Annotated in this window: 17 protein-coding genes; 11 read left to right on the plus strand and 6 right to left on the minus strand. The window is 59.4% G+C overall.

Annotated features, from left to right (window positions below):
* Positions 1 to 155: 155 nt before the first annotated feature.
* Both HB376_RS17725 and HB376_RS17730 read right to left on the minus strand, forming a co-directional pair.
* Positions 156 to 407 carry a hypothetical protein gene (locus HB376_RS17725; RefSeq protein WP_213764965.1) on the minus strand — a complete coding sequence of 84 codons (252 nt, stop codon included), beginning with the start codon at positions 405 to 407 and terminating at the stop codon, positions 156 to 158.
* A 117-nt stretch (positions 408 to 524) separates the two neighbouring features.
* Positions 525 to 1,406 carry an NmrA family NAD(P)-binding protein gene (locus HB376_RS17730; RefSeq protein WP_213764966.1) on the minus strand — a complete coding sequence of 294 codons (882 nt, stop codon included), beginning with the start codon at positions 1,404 to 1,406 and terminating at the stop codon, positions 525 to 527.
* Positions 1,407 to 2,048: 642 nt separating this feature from the next.
* Here HB376_RS17730 and HB376_RS17735 point away from each other — a divergent pair.
* The 9 genes from HB376_RS17735 to HB376_RS17775 all read left to right on the plus strand — a co-directional run bounded on the left by HB376_RS17735 (position 2,049) and on the right by HB376_RS17775 (position 12,844).
* A complete protein-coding gene (locus HB376_RS17735; RefSeq protein ID WP_213764967.1) occupies positions 2,049 to 4,382 on the plus strand; it encodes a bifunctional salicylyl-CoA 5-hydroxylase/oxidoreductase in 2,334 nt (777 codons plus the stop codon).
* The gene (gene fabG, locus HB376_RS17740) at positions 4,379 to 5,161 is read left to right on the plus strand and encodes a 3-oxoacyl-ACP reductase FabG (protein WP_213764968.1); all 783 of its coding nucleotides are present in this window, start codon (positions 4,379 to 4,381) and stop codon (positions 5,159 to 5,161) included. The genes HB376_RS17735 and fabG overlap by 4 nt, the downstream gene beginning before the upstream one ends.
* Complete coding sequence (locus HB376_RS17745; protein ID WP_346730520.1) at positions 5,158 to 5,697, plus strand: MarR family transcriptional regulator; 540 nt, start codon at positions 5,158 to 5,160, stop codon at positions 5,695 to 5,697. The genes fabG and HB376_RS17745 overlap by 4 nt, the downstream gene beginning before the upstream one ends.
* 34 nt (positions 5,698 to 5,731) lie before the next feature.
* Entirely contained in the window at positions 5,732 to 6,580 is an 849-nt protein-coding gene (locus HB376_RS17750; RefSeq protein ID WP_213764970.1) for an enoyl-CoA hydratase family protein, read from the plus strand.
* Between the two features lies 1 nt (position 6,581).
* A complete protein-coding gene (locus HB376_RS17755) occupies positions 6,582 to 7,787 on the plus strand; it encodes an acyl-CoA dehydrogenase family protein (RefSeq protein WP_255631406.1) in 1,206 nt (401 codons plus the stop codon).
* Positions 7,784 to 8,251 carry a thioesterase family protein gene (locus HB376_RS17760; protein ID WP_213764972.1) on the plus strand — a complete coding sequence of 156 codons (468 nt, stop codon included), beginning with the start codon at positions 7,784 to 7,786 and terminating at the stop codon, positions 8,249 to 8,251. Before HB376_RS17755 ends, HB376_RS17760 begins: the two co-directional genes overlap by 4 nt.
* Positions 8,248 to 8,643, plus strand: coding sequence for a Rid family hydrolase (locus HB376_RS17765; protein WP_213764973.1), 396 nt, complete (start codon positions 8,248 to 8,250; stop codon positions 8,641 to 8,643). Before HB376_RS17760 ends, HB376_RS17765 begins: the two co-directional genes overlap by 4 nt.
* 36 nt (positions 8,644 to 8,679) lie before the next feature.
* Positions 8,680 to 10,338, plus strand: a complete 1,659-nt coding sequence (locus tag HB376_RS17770) for an AMP-binding protein (RefSeq protein ID WP_213764974.1) — start codon at positions 8,680 to 8,682, stop codon at positions 10,336 to 10,338.
* 571 nt (positions 10,339 to 10,909) lie between these two features.
* Positions 10,910 to 12,844 (plus strand): SMP-30/gluconolactonase/LRE family protein, encoded by a 1,935-nt coding sequence (locus tag HB376_RS17775; protein WP_213764975.1) that lies wholly within the window; start codon positions 10,910 to 10,912, stop codon positions 12,842 to 12,844.
* 34 nt (positions 12,845 to 12,878) lie between these two features.
* Here the strand turns inward: HB376_RS17775 and HB376_RS17780 are convergent, their stop codons facing one another.
* Complete coding sequence (locus tag HB376_RS17780; RefSeq protein WP_213764976.1) at positions 12,879 to 14,009, minus strand: MBL fold metallo-hydrolase; 1,131 nt, start codon at positions 14,007 to 14,009, stop codon at positions 12,879 to 12,881.
* An 84-nt stretch (positions 14,010 to 14,093) separates the two neighbouring features.
* On the opposite strand from HB376_RS17780, the gene HB376_RS17785 reads away from it, so the two are divergent.
* Both HB376_RS17785 and HB376_RS17790 read left to right on the plus strand, forming a co-directional pair.
* Positions 14,094 to 14,708: a TetR/AcrR family transcriptional regulator gene (locus tag HB376_RS17785; protein WP_213764977.1), complete on the plus strand. Its 615-nt coding sequence runs from the start codon at positions 14,094 to 14,096 to the stop codon at positions 14,706 to 14,708.
* A 201-nt stretch (positions 14,709 to 14,909) separates the two neighbouring features.
* Positions 14,910 to 15,128, plus strand: a complete 219-nt coding sequence (locus HB376_RS17790) for a hypothetical protein (protein WP_213764978.1) — start codon at positions 14,910 to 14,912, stop codon at positions 15,126 to 15,128.
* Between the two features lie 159 nt (positions 15,129 to 15,287).
* Here HB376_RS17790 and pstS read toward each other — a convergent pair whose 3' ends face one another.
* From pstS to HB376_RS17805, 3 genes are all read right to left on the minus strand, one after another.
* On the minus strand, positions 15,288 to 16,379 hold the full coding sequence (pstS, locus tag HB376_RS17795; protein ID WP_255631407.1) for a phosphate ABC transporter substrate-binding protein PstS: 1,092 nt from the start codon (positions 16,377 to 16,379) through the stop codon (positions 15,288 to 15,290).
* Positions 16,380 to 16,461: 82 nt separating this feature from the next.
* Entirely contained in the window at positions 16,462 to 17,949 is a 1,488-nt protein-coding gene (locus tag HB376_RS17800) for an MFS transporter (protein WP_213764979.1), read from the minus strand.
* A gap of 949 nt (positions 17,950 to 18,898) precedes the next feature.
* The coding region (locus HB376_RS17805; RefSeq protein WP_213764980.1) for an aldo/keto reductase at positions 18,899 to 19,363 on the minus strand (465 nt) is incomplete at its 5' end.

Consider the following 19,363-nt stretch of genomic DNA (forward strand, 5'->3'; position numbering starts at 1 on the left):
GACGCCTGATCACGCATGGAAGAACCGCGGCGTGAATCCCGAAGATCCAAAGAAGGGCGGGTGGACGCTCGGCTGTTCAACTCCTTCATCCGATCGCAGATCAATCAGAGCGGAGACTGGCCCGTTCCACGTGCTGGTGGACAGATATCATCGCTTTACGAATTCAGATCCGTCGAGAAAGCGAGCTCCTTTTGTGAACGCAGAAGTGCAAGACGTTCGACCAGCGAAGCCTCAATATGCTGATACGCATCGCTTCCCAGTACCAGTCTCCGTGGAGCCGGCTTGAGTTCGCAGGAAGCAATCATTGCTTGCGCCATCTTGACCGGATCACCGATGAGAATTTTTTCGCCATGAAGCGCAATCGCGCGACGGAAATCGCCTACAGGCGTGTCCTCATGGATTTCCATGGGTGTGGTGTCGGACAAGGAGGGCTGGCAGGCGTCTCGCTTGCTTGGCGCGCTGCTCGAACTGACAATTCGGCGATCGTTATTTGCGCCACGGCCTTTCTGCATACGTGACAAAACTTACTGCTCGAACACATGACGATGCGCCTTCACGAAGTCGCCAACGGTTTGGGGGGCTTGCCCGGTGATCTCGCCGATGACACCGTCCACGCCGGCAAAAATTCCGTTCTGGTAATCGATGGCGATCGCGAGGAAGTGCTGGATCAAAAATTCCGGCAGAGCGTATTTCTTCAAATGCTCGCGATATTGTTCGATGGTCGACGGACTGTAGGTGATCTTGCGGCCGAGTACCTTGCCGACCTCATCGGCAATCTCTTGTTGGCTAAGCTCGACGGGCCCGAACAGCGGATAGGTCTTCCCGATATGGCTGGACGGTTGTGTGAGGACGATGGCGATCAGGCGAGCCTGATCCTCGGCAGCGATAGGGGCATGGCGTCCGGTACCGTACGGCAGCGTGATCTTGCCTTCCCGCACGATCTGATCGCGCACCCACGGAAAAACCAGCCATTCGGAGAAGAACGTCGGGCGAATGTGGACAGTTGGCACGCCAGACCAGTCGAGTACACGTTCCGCGATCCAATGATCGCGCGCAGCGTGACTCTCCGAATCTCGCCGGGCGGAAATTTGCGACATTTCGACGACAATTTCGACACCTGCGCGCTGCGCAGCGTCCGCAAAATACGCGGTCGCCTGGATGTAGCCCGGATGCACGGGATAGCACAAGTACGCACCCGTCACGCCGTCCATCGCGCGCAAAACGTCGTCATGCTCGAGAAGATCACCGACGATGACCTCGGCCCCTTCATCCCGCAGCGTTGTGCTCCGCTCGTCTTCCTGATGCACAAGAGCCCGAACCGCATGTCCGTCCTTGAGAAGATGACGAATGGTGTGGACGCCCGTTTTACCAGTGGCACCGGTGATGAGGTATTTACGTTGCTGCATGGTTAATTCTCCAATTAAGGGTACGCGCACGGGTCACACGTGCAGGGGATTGTTAACACCGATATTCGATTCACCGTGGTCAGAAATTCACTTTGGTATGTCGTAAAGTGCATATGCACTTTGTGAGTCGAATGATCTCATCGAGGTGTTGCTTGAGTCCTGCAGGACCGGTAATGAAGCGGCGGGGTCTGCAATGATTCGGAACATCGTGACGGTGGGTAGTTGCGACCCCGGATTCGTCACGGCCTTTCGCGCTCCGTGATCCTATTTCATATGGATTATTATCATAATCCATATGAAAGTCAACGAGTCCTTGAAATTCCATCGTGGCGTAGGTTTCCTGGTATTTGATTTTCCCAAGAACGTTCGTTTGCGCGCCTCGGTCGTCCGGCGCGACGGAAGCCGCCGTGAAGCTACAGGATGCGATGCTGATCCATTACGTGGGTTGGCAGCCGTGCCGCGGACGACGCCAATCCAACCACTCCCCATTGCGAAGACGTTTGACCCTTCTCATTTTCCGCCGACACCTTTAATCTTTACGATCAAATCGTCGGGAGAATGAGCGGCTTCTTTTATGAATTTACTTGACACCTAAACTATCGAGGCTTAAATTAAAACTGACTTTTCAGCCTGGAGCGCACTATGCGCATCGTTTGTATTGGTGGCGGCCCCGCGGGTCTGTACTTTGGCTTGCTGATGAAGAAGCAAAATCCCGCTCACGACGTGACGGTAGTGGAACGCAATCGCCCCTACGACACCTTCGGCTGGGGCGTGGTGTTCTCCGACCAGACGCTCGGTAACCTGCGTCGTGCGGACGAGGCGAGCGCGGCGGCCATTCTCGATGCGTTCAACCACTGGGACGACATCGACATCCATATCAACGGCCGCACGCAGCGCTCGTCCGGACACGGTTTCTGCGGCATTGGCCGCAAGCGCCTGCTGAACATTCTTCAGGAGCGGGCGGAGGAACTTGACGTAAAGCTGGTGTTTGAAACACAGGTCGCGAGTGACGAAGCGTACGACGCCGACCTCATCATTGCGTGCGACGGCGCCAACAGCGTCGTGCGCACGAAGTACGCGGCCACCTATAAACCTGACATCGATCTGCGCGACTGCCGCTTCGTCTGGCTTGGCACGGACAAGCTGTTCGATGCCTTCACATTCGCGTTCGAGAAGACCGAGTTCGGCTGGTTTCAGGCGCATGCGTATCGTTTCGACGACCACATGTCCACGTTTATCGTGGAGGCGCCTGAGCGGGTCTGGCGTGCAGCCGGCCTGGACGAAATGAGCAAGGAAGACGGCATCGCATTTTGCGAGCGGCTCTTCGCCAGGTATCTCGACGGTCATGCGCTCAAGTCCAACGCACACCATTTGCGCGGCTCCTCGCAGTGGATCCGGTTTCCGCGCATCGTGAACGAAGCGTGGGTGCATAACCGCGCGAATAGCGATGGCAGCGTGACGCCGATTGTGCTGATGGGCGATGCCGCGCATACGGCGCACTTTTCGATTGGCTCGGGCACCAAGCTCGCGCTTGAAGATGCGATCGAACTGACGAACAGCATCGCGGCGCATCCGGGCGATCTGACGGCCGCGCTCGACCATTACACAGACGTACGCAGCGTCGATGTCCTGCGCATCCAGAACGCCGCGCGCAACTCCACGGAGTGGTTTGAAAACGTGGACCGGTACGCGTCGTTCGAGCCTGAGCAATTCGCCTACTCGCTGCTCACGCGCTCGCAGCGCATCTCCCATGAAAACCTGCGTTCACGCGACGCCGCGTATCTTGCCGAGTTTGAAAACTGGATCGCAAAGCGTTCGGGGCTTGATATAGACAGCGGCAGCAAGCGCTCCGTCCCGCCGATGTTCACGCCCTTCACCGTACGCGGCGTGACGCTGAAGAACCGCGTGGTGGTTTCTCCCATGGCCCAGTATTCGGCTGTCGATGGCGTCGCGGGTGACTATCATCTGATGCATCTCGGCGCCCGCGCCATGGGCGGCGCTGCACTGGTGATGACGGAGATGACCTGCGTTTCCCCCGAAGGTCGCATCACGCCGGGATGTCCTGGTCTGTACAACGACACGCAGCGCGACGCGTGGCATCGCATTGTCGACTTCGTGCATCGTGAGAGCGATGCGAAGATCGGCATCCAGTTGGGTCATGCAGGTGCGAAGGCGTCGACGCGCGTGAGTTGGGAAGGGATAGACACGCCGCTTGAAGAGGGTAACTGGCCAATCGTATCGGCGTCGCGGCAGCAGTATCTGAAAGGCATCAGTCAATGGTCGCGCGCAGCCACCGCCGACGACCTGCACGAGATCAAAGCGCAGTTCGTGCGGTCGACCGAGCTTGCCGCAGACGCCGGTTTTGATTGGCTGGAACTTCACTGCGCGCACGGTTATCTGCTGTCCGGTTTCCTCTCCCCGCTCACGAATCAACGCGACGATGAATATGGCGGTTCGTCCGCGAACCGTCTGCGTTTTCCGATCGAAGTATTCAATGCGATCCGTGCAGCGTGGCCGATGGACAAGCCCATTTCTGTGCGCATTTCGGCGCACGACTGGGTGGATGGCGGCATCACGCCCGACGACGCCGTGCTGATCGCGCGAGCATTCAAGGAAGCAGGCGCGGACATGATCGACGTATCGTCGGGACAGGTGAGCAAGGAAGAGAAGCCGGTCTATGGCCGCATGTTCCAGACGCCTTTCTCGGATCGCGTGCGCAACGAAGCAGGCATTGCGACCATCGCGGTCGGGGCGATCTCGGAAGCAGATCACGTGAACAGTATCATTGCAGCGGGCCGCGCCGACCTCTGTGCCGTCGCGCGTCCGCATCTTGCCAATCCTTCTTGGACACTCGATCAGGCCGCGAAGCTTGGTTATGTCGATATCACCTGGCCGAGGCAGTATTACGCCGCGAAGTCGCAGCTCGAACGCGGCTATGAACGTGAGCGCGCGCAGCGTGCGGAGGGCGAAGCATGAACACGGGCACTTATGCACTCGACGGCCAGCACGCAGTCGTCACAGGCGGTGGGAGCGGTATTGGCGCTGCCATTGCGCACGCGCTCGTAACAGCCGGCGCGCAGGTCACGCTGATGGGCCGGGATGCGGCGCGGCTCGCGTATCAGGCTGAAGTCCTGAGCGAAGCCGGAGTCGTGCATGTGCAGAGCGTCGATGTCACGTCCGCCGATTCGGTCGCTACGGCGTTTGCTGCTGCGCGCGAGCATGGTTTTATCGACATCCTCGTGAACAACGCGGGCCAGGCCGAAGCCGCGCCGTTTGCGAAGACGGATCTGGCGCTGTGGCAGCGCATGCTCGACGTGAATCTGACCGGTGTGTTTCTCTGCACGCAAGAGGTCTTGCCAGGAATGTTTGAGCGCCGCAGCGGCCGCATTGTCAACGTAGCGAGCACCGCAGGACAGGTAGGTTACGCCTACGTTGCCGCGTATTGCGCAGCCAAGCATGGCGTGATCGGCATGACGCGCTCACTTGCGCTAGAAGTCGCCACACGCGGCGTGACGGTCAACGCCGTTTGCCCCGGTTATACCGAAACCGGACTGCTCGAACAGTCGATCGAAAAAATCGTTGCACAGACCGGACGTAGCGAGGATGAGGCACGCGAAGCACTGCTGCGATCCAATCCGCAACGTCGCTTCGTGACGCCGGACGAAGTCGCCAGTTCCGCGTTATGGCTCTGCTTGCCGGAGTCGCGATCGATCACCGGCCAGACCATTTCTATTTCAGGTGGAGAAGTAATGTGAACAAGCCCGCTGCCCGCACGGTTAAACCCGCCACGCCCGAGAAGGCCAAGGCCGCCGGTAACGTTGTCGACCTTGAGATGAGCACGGGCGTAGACAGCCACATGGGACTGCGCTTGTGGCTGCGCATGCTGACCACCACAAATCTTGTGCAGGCCGAGCTGCGCCGCCGCCTGCGCGCCGAATTCGATACCACGTTGCCGCGCTTCGACCTGATGGCGCAACTTGAGCGACATCCCGAAGGCCTGAAGATGAATGAGCTTTCACGACGGCTGATGGTCACCGGCGGCAACGTGACGGGTCTGACCGACCAGTTGGAGAAGGAAGGTTTTGTCGTGCGCGATACCGATCCGAACGACCGCCGTTCGTTTGCCGTGCGACTCACTGCCCATGGCCGCGAATCGTTCGATCGCATGGCGCGTGCGCATGAACAATGGGTCGTCGAATTGTTCGGCGGATTGCCGCTTGCTGACAAGGCGCGCATGCACCAGAAGCTGGGCAAGCTCAAGCAGCACCTGCGCGAGCGCACGGATTCGTGAAGCCTGGCAAAGCACACAGATACGGAGATAGTCGATGAACGAGAACACCGCCGCGCTTTTTGCCGGCAACCGCACGACCCTTGGTGACTATCGCGCGCAGCACTTTGGCTGGACGGTAGAGCAAGGCGTGGGGACGATCACCCTTGACCGGCCCGAGCGCAAGAATCCGCTGACGTTCGAATCGTATGCGGAGTTGCGCGACCTGTTCCGCCAACTCGCTTACGCCACCGACGTAAAGAGCATCGTGATCCACGGCACCGGAGGCAACTTCTGCTCGGGTGGCGACGTGCACGACATCATCGCGCCGCTCGTCGACCTGCCCATGCCCGAGTTGCTCATGTTTACGCGCATGACGGGCGACCTCGTCAAGGCGATGCGGCATTGCCCGCAACCGATTGTCGCGGCCGTCGATGGCATCTGCGCCGGAGCGGGAGCGATCCTGGCGATGGCTTCTGATATGCGGCTAGGCACCGCGCGCAGCAAGCTTGCCTTCCTGTTCACCCGTGTGGGACTGGCGGGTTGCGACATGGGCGCGTGTGCGATCCTGCCGCGCATCATCGGTCAGGGCAGAGCGGCTGAACTGCTTTTCACCGGGCGTTCGGCAAGCGGCGATGAAGGTTTCGCGTGGGGCTTCTATAACCGCCTATGTGAGCCCGATGACGTTCTGCGCGAAGCACAATCGCTTGCGTCCGATCTTGCCTCGGGGCCGACCTTTGCCCATGGCATCACGAAGAAGATGTTGCATCAGGAATGGAGCATGAGCATCGACGATGCGATCGAATCCGAAGCGCAGGCGCAGGCAATCTGCATGGCGACCAACGATTTCGGCCGCGCGTATCGCGCATTCGCTGCGAAGACGCGGCCCGTGTTCGAGGGAGATTGAGTTGGCCAATCCTCAAACAACGTCCGACGCTTTCCACGAAGCCCTCGCGTGGCCGTTCTTCGAAGCAAGGCATCGCGAACTCGGTGTACGCATTGACGCATGGGCGGCGGAACACCTGGCAGACACCCATGCCGACCATGCGAACGTCGATGCGATCTGCCGTCGTCTCGTACGTGAACTCGGTGAGGCAGGGTGGTTGCGTTATGGCATAGGCGGCACCGCTTACGGCGGGTACGGTGACACCATCGACACGCGCGCTGTTTGCCTGCTGCGCGAAACGCTTGCTCGTCACAGCGGCCTTGCCGACTTCGCGCTTGCGATGCAGGGACTCGGATCGGGCGCCATTTCGCTCGGTGGCAACGAAGCGCAAAAGCAGCGTTATCTGCCGCGCGTGGCAAGCGGCGAGTCAATCGCGGCGTTTGCGCTGACTGAACCCGATGCAGGCTCGGACGTCGCGGCGCTCGCGCTAAGCGCTCGTGAAGACGGCAATTCATACGTGCTCGATGGCGAGAAGACCTGGATCTCGAATGGCGGCATCGCGGACTTTTACGTGGTGTTCGCCCGTACCGGCGAGGCGGCGGGGGCACGTGGCATCAGCGCATTTATCGTCGATGCGGATACGCCGGGACTGCGCATTGCCGAACGGCTCGATGTGATCGCGCCGCATCCGCTAGCGCGCCTTTCTTTCGAAAACGCACGCGTGCCGCGTACCGCTTTACTTGGCAATCGCGGCGAAGGTTTCAAGCTTGCCATGCGCACACTCGATATCTTTCGCACATCGGTTGCAGCCGCGTCGCTTGGCTTTGCGCGGCGAGCGATGAGCGAAGGCATTGAGCGCGCCGCGTCGCGCAGGATGTTCGGGCAGACGTTGGGCGACTTTCAACTGACGCAGGCGAAGCTGGCGCAAATGGCGCTCACCATCGACAGCTCTGCGTTGCTGGTTTATCGGGCTGCGTGGCTGCGCGATCAGGGCAAGTCCGTTACGCGTGAAGCTGCATTAGCGAAGTGGCACGCGAGCGAGGGCGCTCAGCAGGTTATTGATGCAGCCGTGCAATTGTGGGGCGGTAGCGGCGTGCAAAGCGGTGCGGTGGTGGAGCAACTGTATCGGGAAATTCGTGCGTTGCGCATCTATGAAGGCGCGACCGAAGTGCAGCAGTTGATTGTCGGGCGCGACCTGCTCAAGGCTCATGCCGCGAGGAACGCATGACGGAATCATCGAGCCATTTCGAGCGGCCGGTGCGCATTCGTTTTTCGCACTGCGATCCCGCCGGCATCGTATTTTTTCCGCAGTATCTCGTGATGACCAACGCGCTGGTGGAGGACTGGTTCAACGAAGCACTCGACATTGATTATGCCGCGATGATCAGCACGCGCCGCGTCGGCTTGCCGATCGTGAAGCTCGATTGCACGTTTTCAAAGCCGAGCCAGATGGGCGACATGCTCATGCTGTCGCTAACGCTTGAACGTATAGGCGCTCGTTCTGTCGGGATTGTGATCGACGCACAGTCGCATGGTGAAACGCGCTTTCTCGCACGTCAGGTGCTCGTGACAACGTCGCTTGAATCCGGGGCGTCGATCGATATCCCCGATGACATTCGCGCCGCGCTGACACGCTTCAACCCCGCAGCGCTTGCGGAAGTAAAGGACGAGACAAAGGAGACACGTTCGTGAAAAAAGCATTGCTCCCAGCCGGCTGGGTCAAGCCGCGCGGATACGCGAACGGTGTTGCCGCGCGTGGCACGCAGGTCTTCATAGCAGGACAGATCGGCTGGGACGCGCAAGGGCGCTTCCAGAGCAGCGAATTCGCCGCGCAGGCGCATCAGGCGCTGGCCAACATAGTCGCGGTGCTCGCGGCCGCGGGAGGGCGCCCGGAGCATCTCGTGCGGCTGACCTGGTACGTGACCGACAAGCGCGAATACCTCGCCGCGTTAAGGGACGTGGGGAGCGCATTTCGAGAACTGATCGGCAACTACGACATTGCAATGAGCGCCGTGCAGGTGGTCGCGCTCATTGAAGACGAAGCCAAGGTGGAGATCGAAGCCACCGCCGTTATTCCAGATTAACAACTGTCGCTTATTTCGTCGTTTTCGGAGCTCACCATGGAACCTTCGGCTCACGTCGATACGTTTTCTCGCGACAACTTGCCGCCGCCCGCCGAGTGGCCGCAGTTTCTGCTCGACAACCCCGACGTCTCCTATCCGGCGCGTCTGAATTGCGCAGTCGAATTGCTCGACCGGATAATCGATGATCATCCGGAACGTGGACAGGGCGCACGGCCCGCGATCTGGTCGGACGTCGATGGTGCTCCGCACGCGACCACGTACAGCGAATTGCGCACGCGCGTGAACCAGGCAGCGCATGTGCTGACCGGGGTGATGGGACTGGTGCCGGGCAACCGCATTTTGCTGCGCGGACCGAATACGCTGCACATGGCAATCGCATGGCTTGCGTCCTTGAAGGCGGGTCTCGTGGTGGTGCCGACCATGCCGCTTCTGCGTGCCAAGGAACTGAAGCAGATCATCGACAAGGCTCAGGTGTCAGCGGCCCTATGCGACGCGCGACTGCTCGATGAACTCGCGCAATGCAGCGATCCCACCAACGTGTACTTTTGCGAAAGCCTGCTGAAAACAAGGCTCTTTCATGACGATGGCCCTGATTCCGTCGACACCATCGCCTTGCTTCAACCCACCGAGTACACGGCAGTGGACACCGCTGCCGACGACGTCTGCCTGATCGCATTTACCAGCGGCACGACGGGAATGCCGAAGGGTTGCATGCATTTTCATCGCGATGTGCTTGCGATGTGCGACTTGTTTCCGCGCCATATTCTCAAGCCCACCGCCGGCGATATATTCTGCGGCACGCCTCCGCTGGCGTTCACCTTCGGACTGGGCGGCTTGCTGTGTTTTCCGTTGCGCGCGGGGGCATCGTCGGTATTGATCGAGAAGTTGACGCCGGAGACGCTGCTGCAAGTGGTCGAGCGTTTTCGCGCAACGATCATGTTCACGGCGCCGACGTTCTATCGGCAAATGGCGGGCGTCGCTTCGCGTTTCGATTTGTCGAGCCTTGGGAAAAGCGTCTCGGCTGGCGAAGCGTTGCCGGATGCCACGCGCAAGCTCTGGCGGCAGGCCACCGGTTTGCAAATGATCGATGGAATTGGCAGCACTGAAATGATCCATATTTTTGTGTCGTGCGCCGAGGGACAGACGCGCGACCGGGCGATCGGGCGCGCGGTGCCGGGCTACGTGGTGCAGGCAGTGGACAACAACATGCAGTCTGTTCCGGTTGGCGAGGTCGGAATGCTCGCGGTAAAAGGGCCGACCGGGTGCCGCTATCTAAGCGACCCGCGGCAGCTTAGTTTCGTCCGCGATGGGTGGAACCTTCCGGGTGATTCGGTTCGTATCGATGCCGAGGGTTACGTCTTTTATCAGTCCCGCGCCGACGACATGATCATCTCGGCCGGCTATAACATTTCCGGTCCTGAAGTAGAAAGCGCGCTGCTGTTGCATGAAGCGGTGGCGGAGTGCGGGGTCGTTAGCGTGGCCGATGACGAGCGCGGGCAAATTGCCAAGGCGTTCGTGGTTCTTCGTGCTGGATTTGTAGCGAGCGACGCGCTGGTGGTGCAGCTACAAACCTTCGTGAAGGAAGAGATCGCCCCGTACAAATATCCGCGCGCGATTGAATTTGTCGATGCCTTGCCTCGCACCGAGACCGGCAAGCTGAAGCGGTTTGCGTTGCGCGCACTGGCGGCGTCTTGATGTGAGCACGTAGCTTTCGTTGATGCCCGATCTCGACTGCGGGTGGAGAGATCGGGCCGCTTGCTGGCGGTCCGGCTCGACGCCGAATGCATGATCCCTCCTCGTACGCGCAATCACATACGTTGATCAAATGCTCGACGCCGACGGCGCTCGGCCTATGAACATATTTCCGGCAAGTAATTGAATCGGTCAATTCGTCACGCATGGCGCACCCATCATAGTGGTGTTTTGGGCGGCGTGGCGCATTCATCCATCGCCGATGCCATTACATTAAAGCGCGCCATTTATTTTTGATTTTTTATTGACGGCTTTTCAGCTATTTTCGATTTGCGATCAGTTATCGCAGTATTGCCTCACGATGAGTAAAAAATTACTATCGGACGGTTTTCGGGAAAATCTGCCCTTTTTAAAGCATAAAGGTCACATGGCATATGCGCTGTAGAACTGCATCGATCGTAAGCAACAAAATCCTCCGCTGAACGCGCGCGACGAACCCATGTGAGGTCCGGCCTAAGGGGATTTCATTGCCGCGCATCCTCCACGCTGGATGACCATCAGGAGACCATTGTTCATGTTGAGAAAACGCATTCGTGCCGCATTTGTTGCCGCTGTGCTGATCGCGGCAATTGCGCCGGAGTGTCAGGCGCAATACACCACTGACTGGATAGCGAACACGTATGGAACGAATTCCACCTATGTCGGCAATGGTGCTCGTTCCATATGGGTAGCGCCCGAGGGAATTATTTATACCGCTTCTCTGTGGGACGAAAACGAAGGCGGCGTCGCCATATATGGCAACCGCAAAAACATGGGTTCCATCGGTTTGCACAACGAGTTCCAGGGCAGCGCCATTACGGGCAATGCAACTTCAATCTTTGCTGCCTTGCAATACGACAGGACTATCGGCAGTGGCTGGGTAGGGCGATATAACCGAACCAGTAAAACACGTGATCTCTCCATTTCCGTCAGTGCGACAACGACCCAGACCCGCGGCGATGTCGTTACCGGACTAGCGACATCAGGCTCTCTCCTTTATGCGAGTGATTTCCCGGGAAATCGCGTGCGGGTCTTCACCACCGACGGCGTCTGGCAGAGCGATATCAATGTGGCCGCGCCCGGGGCGCTCGCCTTGGACAGTGCTGGCAATGTCTGGGTCGCGCAAGAGAATGCTGGCGCGATTGTCGAATTCAGCCCGGCCGGCGCAGCGTTGAACACGATCCAGATGTCACCCACGTCCCGCCCGAGCGCGTTGTATTTCGACGCAACGGCTGGACAGCTTTTAGTCGGCGATGAAGGGCCGGACATGAACATCAAGATCTACCAGATCGCGGGCGTTTCAACCCAGCCAACCCAGGTCGGCACGTTCGGCATTCAGGGCGGATATCTCGACACCACGACTGGAATCAAAGGTCAGGTCGGGGACAGGCGCTTCACCCGCGTTGCCGGCATCGGCAAGGACTCTGCCGGCAACCTGTATGTCCTCAACAACCCGTGGGGTGGAACCTGGGATCTCGGCCGCAACGGCAATACCGACATCTACGCCTACGACAGCTCAGGCATTCTGCGATGGAAGCTTCAGGCACTGAACTTTGAAGGCAACGGCGCACCGGACCCCGCTACAGATGGCGCGTATTTCTACGGAGGCTTCAATGTCTACACGGGCACTGCCGGCGGAACGTTCGTGGCGAACACCGTCGATCCGATTGACTACCCGTCCGATCCACGAATCGACATCAACGACACCCAGCGTGGCGAGCACTTCGCGCAAATCGCTACCGTTGGCGCAAACCGGATCCTTGTGGCAGCCGGCCAGAATCCGGGGATCTTTTATTTCTTTCACTTCAACGCGGCCAATGGCTACATCGCCATACCGGACGGGTCGCTGCCTGGCACGGCGTTCAATGCGACCGCATTGATCACGGGAGGATTCTGTCTCGACAGCAATGGAAACGTCTGGGCCGGCCCGGACCGGACGAATCGCATCTATTACTACCCGCTGACCGGCTTTGATGCCGACGGTAAACCGAGCTGGGGAGCAGGCATTGCATACGCCACGCCGAGGACCATCCTGCCATTGACGCGGATCATCTACCTTGCCGATAGCGACACCATGATCCTCGCGCAAGGCATAGTCGGGAGCACGGACTGGACCTCGATAGGAACGCGTGTCGAGGTGTATCACGGTTGGCTCGCAGGCAACCAGCGCTCGCCGAATCCGGTGATCAACCTCACCAGCGCCAATCCGAAATCGATCACGGCAGCCGGCAACTATCTGTTCGTCGGCTACGTAAACACCGCGCCCAACATCGACGCCTTCAATCTCGCCACGGGGAGCCTGGACACTACATTCACCAATAGCAGCCCCACGACAGTGGACGTGGGCAACAATGTTGATTCGATGTACGGCCTGAGGTCATATCTGCGATCGACCGGTGAGTACGTGGTCACGAAGGACAACTATAACAATTCGAGCATCATTGTTTATCGTTGGACCCCGGGGTCATAGCTCGAATCGCTGATTGCAGCGCTTACGTCAATAGTTAGCCCTGCGAATTTGCCTGGTCCGTGCGGCAGGAGAACCATCGGCGCAGCGTTCTGGGCGCTTGCACAACCTCGGCCACCTCGCGCCACCACCGCTGACCACGGTGTGGCGCGGCCAGATCGAGCCGTTCTCCCATGCGCGGCGTCGCGAGCAAAATGCCTCTTGCCGCGGCGAGCCCCATCACGCGCTCGAACGGCTCTTGCCAGCGATGCATCGCCAGATCGAACGTGCCATTGTGAATTGGCATTAGCCAGTGGCCGCGCAGATCGAGGTGGGCCTGGACGGTTTCGTCGGGCTGCATGTGCACGTATGGCCATTGGGCGTCGTAGGCGCCCGTTTCGACCAGCGTTATATCGAACGGACCCAGTCGCTCGCCGATCGTCCTGAAACCATCAAAGTAGCCCGTGTCACCGCTGAAGAACACGCGCAGATCGTCGTCGACGATGACCCACGAGGCCCACAAGGTACTGTTGCCATCGAAAAGACTGCGGCCGGAGAAATGCTGGGAAGGTGTTGCCGTGAACGCGAGACCGTCGATCTCCACACCCTGCCACCAGTCGAACTGACGCACCTTCGATGCGTCGATACCCCACTCGATCAGCCGGTCACCCACGCCCAGCGGCGTCAGGAACACGCTTGTCGTGCTGGCGAGGGCGAGCACCGTCTCGCGGTCCAGGTGGTCGTAGTGGTCGTGAGACAGAATCACGCCGCGCAGCGGCGGCAAGTCGGCGAGCGCGATGGGCGGTGCATGAAAGCGTTTTGGACCAAACCGCCGGAACGGCGACGCACGTTCGGCAAAGACCGGGTCGGTCAGCCAGAACTGCCCGCGCAACTTGAGCAGCATGGTTGAATGCCCGAGGCGATACAAGCTGCGGTCCGGCGCCGCGTCAAGCTGTTCACGCGTCAGCGCATCGACGGGCAGGGTGCTTGCAGGCACCGTGCCGTCCGGTTTATTGAACAACACATTCCACACGATGCTCAGGGTCTTACGGATTCCTTCCACGGGACGAGGCTTGACATTACGGAAGCGCTCGCCGTCGTGCTGGGTTGACGAGTCAAATGATTCACGGCCGCGTTGCGCTGCTGTGAATCCCAAAGCGCGGCGGATAGAACCGGTGAACGATGTCATGTAGTGGCGTCCCGATACAGAAAGTAGACTATGCAGTGTAGTTTATCGTAGAAAAAAGTAAACTGCCTGGTGTAAAATTTATTGATGAATGCTACTGCCAACCTGCTACGCCTGACCGATCGCAAGCGCGCTGCCGTGATCGCTGCGGCTATTGAAGAATTTCTCGCAGCGGGTTTCGATGCAACCAGCATGGACCGCATCGCAGCCCGCGCGGGTGTGTCGAAGCGGACGGTCTACAACCATTTTCCCAGCAAGGAAGTGCTGTTCGCGGCCATCTTGCGGCAGTTGTGGGACTCGAGTGACGCGGGAGAGGCGCCCGCTTATTCCGGCTCTCAGCCGTTGCGCGCGCAGTTGCTCCAGCTGCTGTTGAAAAAGCTGAGTCTTTTGAACGACGAGGCATTCCTGTCGCTCGCGCGCGTGGCGATCGCGGCAGGCATTCATTCGCCGGAGCGCGCGCGCGACATGGTGGCCCGCATGGGGGAGCGCGAAGAAGACCTGACCGTGTGGATACGCGCAGCCACTGCCGATGGCCGGCTCAAGACATCGGACCCCGTGTTCGCGTCGCTGCAGTTGCAGGGTCTCGTCAAAGCGTTTGCTTTCTGGCCGCAGGTGACGATGGGGCAGCGTCCTCTCAGCAAGCAGGAACAAAAGCAGGTAGCGGAATCCGCCGCCGATATGTTTCTTGCGCGCTACGCATAATGGGTGCGCGACGAGCGTAACGGCTGAGGTTTTCGTTGGCTGCCGGCTTTGTCGATTGCTACCGAACACGCTTCGCAATCTTCAGTTGTAGTGCCTTGGCGATTCCGTGACGGGTTCACGCAAGTGACACCGCATTTCACTATCGTGGTGACGCTCACTCCTATTGTGGATTGGGCCCCGTTGCAGATACTGGAGACTTCCATGAGCGATCAACACGAAGTTCATCACCATCATCACGAAGCAGCCAAGCACCTCGATTCGGCCGCGAAGCATCATCGCGAAGCAGCCAAGCACGCGGAGGCTGGCGACCACGAGGCTGCGAGCCACCATGCTCACCTGGCGCATGGTCACGGGCTGCACGCGGGCGAGCACGCTGAACACGCAGCCAAGAAAGCGGTGCACTTGCACAGCGGTCACTGATTGATCCAGTTGTTCCGGACAACGTACTCTGTTCGAGCGCGTTGCCCGGATGTCGGCACTTTTCTTATGACGGATGACCGCATATAGTGCGCCGCGATTTGATAACGCAACTACAAACCGCGTTGCCGCGCCCGGTGGAAGATTCCGCTTACCTGACGCTTACTTGATTGACTGAACCTGCGCCTGGCTCAACTCCCACGTATGGGGTGGCAGCGGAATAAAGTGGACCGTATCGAGGTACGCCTCATTGGTCTCGGACGGTACGATCGACCACAGCAAGAACCTGCGCAGCGCCGCCGCAGTGGTGGCGTCAGGCTGTTTCGTCGAAACGACCGCGTACTCGTAATTGACGAGCGGGTAGGCGCCCGATGCCGGCGCGAACACAAGGCTCAGACGTTCGTCAGCCGGCGTGCGCGGGCCGAGTGAAGCGGCGCCTGCCGTGATCGTGTCTTTGCTCGGCATAACAAATTCGCCTGCGCCATTCTTGAGTGCGGCGGTGCCGAGATGCGCGGCGCCCAGCGCGTCAGCAAAACTGACGCCGACATAACCGATCGAGTAGGGCGTCGTTTGCAGCGCCTTCACCATGCCCGAGTTTCCCGTTGCAGTAGCACTGCCCGGCACGGCCGGCCATGAGATTGACGTGCCATATCCCTGGTTGCTTTCCCAGTTTGGGGTCGAGAACGACAGGAACTGGGTGAACACGAAAGTGTCTCCGGAGCCTTCGGCCCGATGGATCGGCACGATCGGGTGATGTGGTAACGCTACGCTCGGGTTGAGCGCGGCGATCTGCGGCGCATCCCAGTTGCGAATCTCGCCTGTGTAGATGGCGGCGAGCACTGGGCCGTCCAGCTTGAGGTGAGTCGCGTTGAGGCCGGGCAGGTTGTAGTTGACCGTCTGCGCGGCAATCGCCAGCGGCACGTTGATGATCTGCGGGTGCTGCCGCATCTCGGCATCGGACATATAGGCGTCGGACGCACCGATCTGTACCTTGCCCGCCAGCACCTGCTGAATACCGGCTTCCGAGCCAGTCTCGCCGACGGTAATGTGGATGCCGGGATGCGACTTCGTGTACTCAGCCACCCAGGTTGTGAAGAGTGGATACATCAGGGTCGAGCCGGTTTCGCTCAATGTGAGGTCCTGCGCATTGACCGATGTGCTCGCCATCAGGCTGAACGCAGCCATGCACAGCGGCAGGGCTGCGAACCGGTGCGAGCGCCGCCGCCGTGCCGGGTTTTTATAATGCTTAGTCATGCACGTCTCCGTCGCGATACGGGGAAATACCGGGAAACTATTTTTTGCGTAGGGAACATCGTGTCGGTCTGTGAGCGCGCGCTTATCGTCCAATGTCGTCAAGGCTCACGCCGTTTGTCTCGATGCGAAATAACCAGGTCACCACCGCGCCAAGAATGGATGTGCCCACGAGAATGTAGAGAAGCGGACCGGTGCCAATGCCCGTGAGCAGAATGGGGAAAAGGAATGCGGTCGCGACCGCGCCGATCTTGCCGACGGCTGCCGCGAACCCGGCGCCGGTGCCGCGAATGGCCGTCGGAAACACTTCGCCTGCCAGGAGATAGGTCTGTGCGTTCGGACCCAGGTTGGTCATGAAATTGAAGAGCATGAAGCCGGCAAAAATCACGACAGTCTTGGTCGAGCCTTCAAAACTATCGGAGAACGAAGCAATCAGAAGGCCCGCCGCGCAGCCGATGAAACCAACCACTTGCAGCCAGATCCGTCCGACCTTGTCCGCGAAGATGACCGCGAAAATGATGCCGACAATCAGCAGCATGGTGATGAGGGCAGAGCCCTTGGCGGCGAGTATGTCGTTCAGTATCAGGTCGCTGATGCTGCGAACGTGATCCGGCTTGCTGCCGAACGCCGCTGCGAGAATGGTCGGCGTGAAAATGCCGATCCCGTACGTGCCGAGATCCTGCAGGAACCACGGTACCGAGGCCAGGATCGTCGCTCGCAGGTTGCGCCGCGCGAACAGCGCGGCGAAGCTCTGTTTGCCGCCGTGGCCCGTGGCGGCCATTTCCATTTCGCGCGACAACGCAATACTTGTCGGGTACTGCGGGCTGCGCACCAGTAATCGCTGCGCCGCGGCTTCCGCGCGGTCGACCGCACCGCGAATATGCAGCCAACTGGGGCTTTCCGTGATGTAGAAGCGGCCGATGGTCACCGCCAGCGCCGGGATGATCGCCGTGCCGTACATCCAGCGCCACGAATCGAGGGTCGGGATGGTCGACAGGACCAGGAAGCCCACCGCCGTACCGCCGAGCGCGCCCAACGCCTGGAAGCCGAACGCCGCCAGCACGAGCTTGCCTCGACTGCTGCTGGGGATGCTTTCCGAGATGATCATGTGCGCGGTCGGGTAATCGCAGCCGAGCGCCACGCCAAGTCCGAACAGGCAGATCACGAGCGAGATGAAGTTGGTGCAAAGAACCAGCAGCACCAGGAACGCCACGAAAATGATCATCTCCACGATGAACATCCGCTTACGCCCGAAGTAGTCGGACATGCCTCCGAGACCGACCGCTCCGACCAGGATGCCCATGAGACTGGCGGCGCTGATGAAGCCATTCTGTGCCGCGCTGATGCCGAACTCGCGCGAGATCAGCGGGAGCGCCACGCCCGTCATGAAAACGACGAATCCTTCAAAGAACTTTCCGGCTGCCGCCAGCGCCCAGATGCGCCATTGCATCGCGGTCATGGGTACTGACGCGAGATGCGTTCCGTCAGGCCACATGGGGTGTTCGTCGATGTACTGCTGGACTGACTTCACACCGTTGCTCTGCGACCTGTCGGAATCTGCCACATCATGCATAACTCACTCCTGGTGCGATTGCGGCTATTGCGATGGCGATAAGACGCGGGAGGTTTAATCAGCCCCGGGCGTATTCGCTTGGCCTGGCGTGCCTTTTACGGCGCGCGATCTGGAATCGTGCTGGCTGATACAACGCGTCTCGTTCGATGGTCGAACCGAATTCTTCGCAGAGAATTTGAGGTGCCAGATCGCCATCGTGACGGCGATAGGTGTCGGGCGCATGACAAGAATGGACCGAGGGCTGTCCGCGTTTATAAGCTTGCGGTCAGTAAGGCGGAAAGACGGATGAGTTCACGGCTTTGTCGTCGGAGAAAACATGGGCGTGTCCCTTGCCGATGTCGTGGAAGCTTGCTTGCCCGAGGGCTCCTTGGCGCTTTAAACGCGCTTGTTGAGCGATGAGGATCGGGGTTGTTCGCTACTCGCTACCGGCGGTAATCGATACTTCGGACTTGGCGAAATACGCTTCTGATACGAGGTATTTATCGGGTTAATCTGTTTGTATGGATTCCCGCCAAGCAATCTATCTTGCGGGTGTAATAAAACAGCGGCGATCCACAACGAGCAACGCAAGCGCAGAACCGCAGCGCTTTCAATTTGTAAGTTATCCATAGCGTTGCATCTTTACGGAGCAGCCTTGATCGATACAATTCCAGGTCAGCGGCGCGAACGCGGGTGACCTGTTGTCGGTAAACGGAATTACTCAGACTAGCGCGCAGTTAGATAGACACGACAGTACGGAGTTGATTGGACTTCCCGGAATCGGCCGTCGTAGCGACTTATGCGTGCGGCGGCCCGAGAAGTCGTGGGACGGAAGTGAAAGGCTCTTGACGACCCGGAGCGGCCACCGAGCGAATCCTTGTTGAGTGACCGTTCCGCATGCTCGATCGGCCACTCGCGCCCTTGAACCAACAGACGCGAACGTTCGCTTCGAGCCTAACTTCAACCATCACTATTTCACGGGTTTTATGCCAATCTGAGCGGAGAGCCGGGCTAACACTGCATCATCGGAGACACCCTGGAAGTCGCTTCGCGGTGTGTAAGGCGCCTCGAGTGCGATTACTTCGTCGGCTGAGAGGTCGATATCAAGCGAAGCAATGGCGTCGTCAATATGAGAGAGCTTCGTTGCGCCCACTAGCGGCGCTGCAACAACCGGATTGCGATGCAGCCATGCAAGCGCAATTTGTGCGCCGCCCACACCGCGCGCGTCGGCAATACGCCAAAGCGCCTCGATGATCGAACGGTCACTTGCTTGCTGGGTGTAGAGCATGTCCGCAAAGGGATCACTGCCGGACCGTGGGGTCGACGCCTCGACGGGCCGCGCGAGGCGTCCCCGGGCAAGCGGGCTCCAGACAACTGTGCCGATGCCCTCGTCAACACAAAGAGGCAGCATCTCGCGCTCCTCCTCGCGCGCAAT

Origin of the sequence: Caballeronia sp. dw_19 (assembly GCF_018449515.1) — a bacterium.
GTDB lineage: Bacteria > Pseudomonadota > Gammaproteobacteria > Burkholderiales > Burkholderiaceae > Caballeronia.

Excerpts from the sequence above, each read along its gene's own strand:
- HB376_RS17760 (WP_213764972.1), top strand. The coding sequence starts at position 7,784 with ATGACGGAATCATCGAGCCATTTCGAGCGGCCGGTGCGCATTCGTTTT.
- pstS (WP_255631407.1), bottom strand. The coding sequence starts at position 16,379 with ATGACTAAGCATTATAAAAACCCGGCACGGCGGCGGCGCTCGCACCGG.
- HB376_RS17725 (WP_213764965.1), bottom strand. The coding sequence starts at position 407 with ATGGAAATCCATGAGGACACGCCTGTAGGCGATTTCCGTCGCGCGATT.
- fabG (WP_213764968.1), top strand. The coding sequence starts at position 4,379 with ATGAACACGGGCACTTATGCACTCGACGGCCAGCACGCAGTCGTCACA.
- HB376_RS17770 (WP_213764974.1), top strand. The coding sequence starts at position 8,680 with ATGGAACCTTCGGCTCACGTCGATACGTTTTCTCGCGACAACTTGCCG.
- HB376_RS17800 (WP_213764979.1), bottom strand. The coding sequence starts at position 17,949 with ATGCATGATGTGGCAGATTCCGACAGGTCGCAGAGCAACGGTGTGAAG.
- HB376_RS17750 (WP_213764970.1), top strand. The coding sequence starts at position 5,732 with ATGAACGAGAACACCGCCGCGCTTTTTGCCGGCAACCGCACGACCCTT.
- HB376_RS17780 (WP_213764976.1), bottom strand. The coding sequence starts at position 14,009 with ATGACATCGTTCACCGGTTCTATCCGCCGCGCTTTGGGATTCACAGCA.
- HB376_RS17775 (WP_213764975.1), top strand. The coding sequence starts at position 10,910 with ATGTTGAGAAAACGCATTCGTGCCGCATTTGTTGCCGCTGTGCTGATC.
- HB376_RS17735 (WP_213764967.1), top strand. The coding sequence starts at position 2,049 with ATGCGCATCGTTTGTATTGGTGGCGGCCCCGCGGGTCTGTACTTTGGC.
- HB376_RS17730 (WP_213764966.1), bottom strand. The coding sequence starts at position 1,406 with ATGCAGCAACGTAAATACCTCATCACCGGTGCCACTGGTAAAACGGGC.
- HB376_RS17785 (WP_213764977.1), top strand. The coding sequence starts at position 14,094 with ATGAATGCTACTGCCAACCTGCTACGCCTGACCGATCGCAAGCGCGCT.
- HB376_RS17790 (WP_213764978.1), top strand. The coding sequence starts at position 14,910 with ATGAGCGATCAACACGAAGTTCATCACCATCATCACGAAGCAGCCAAG.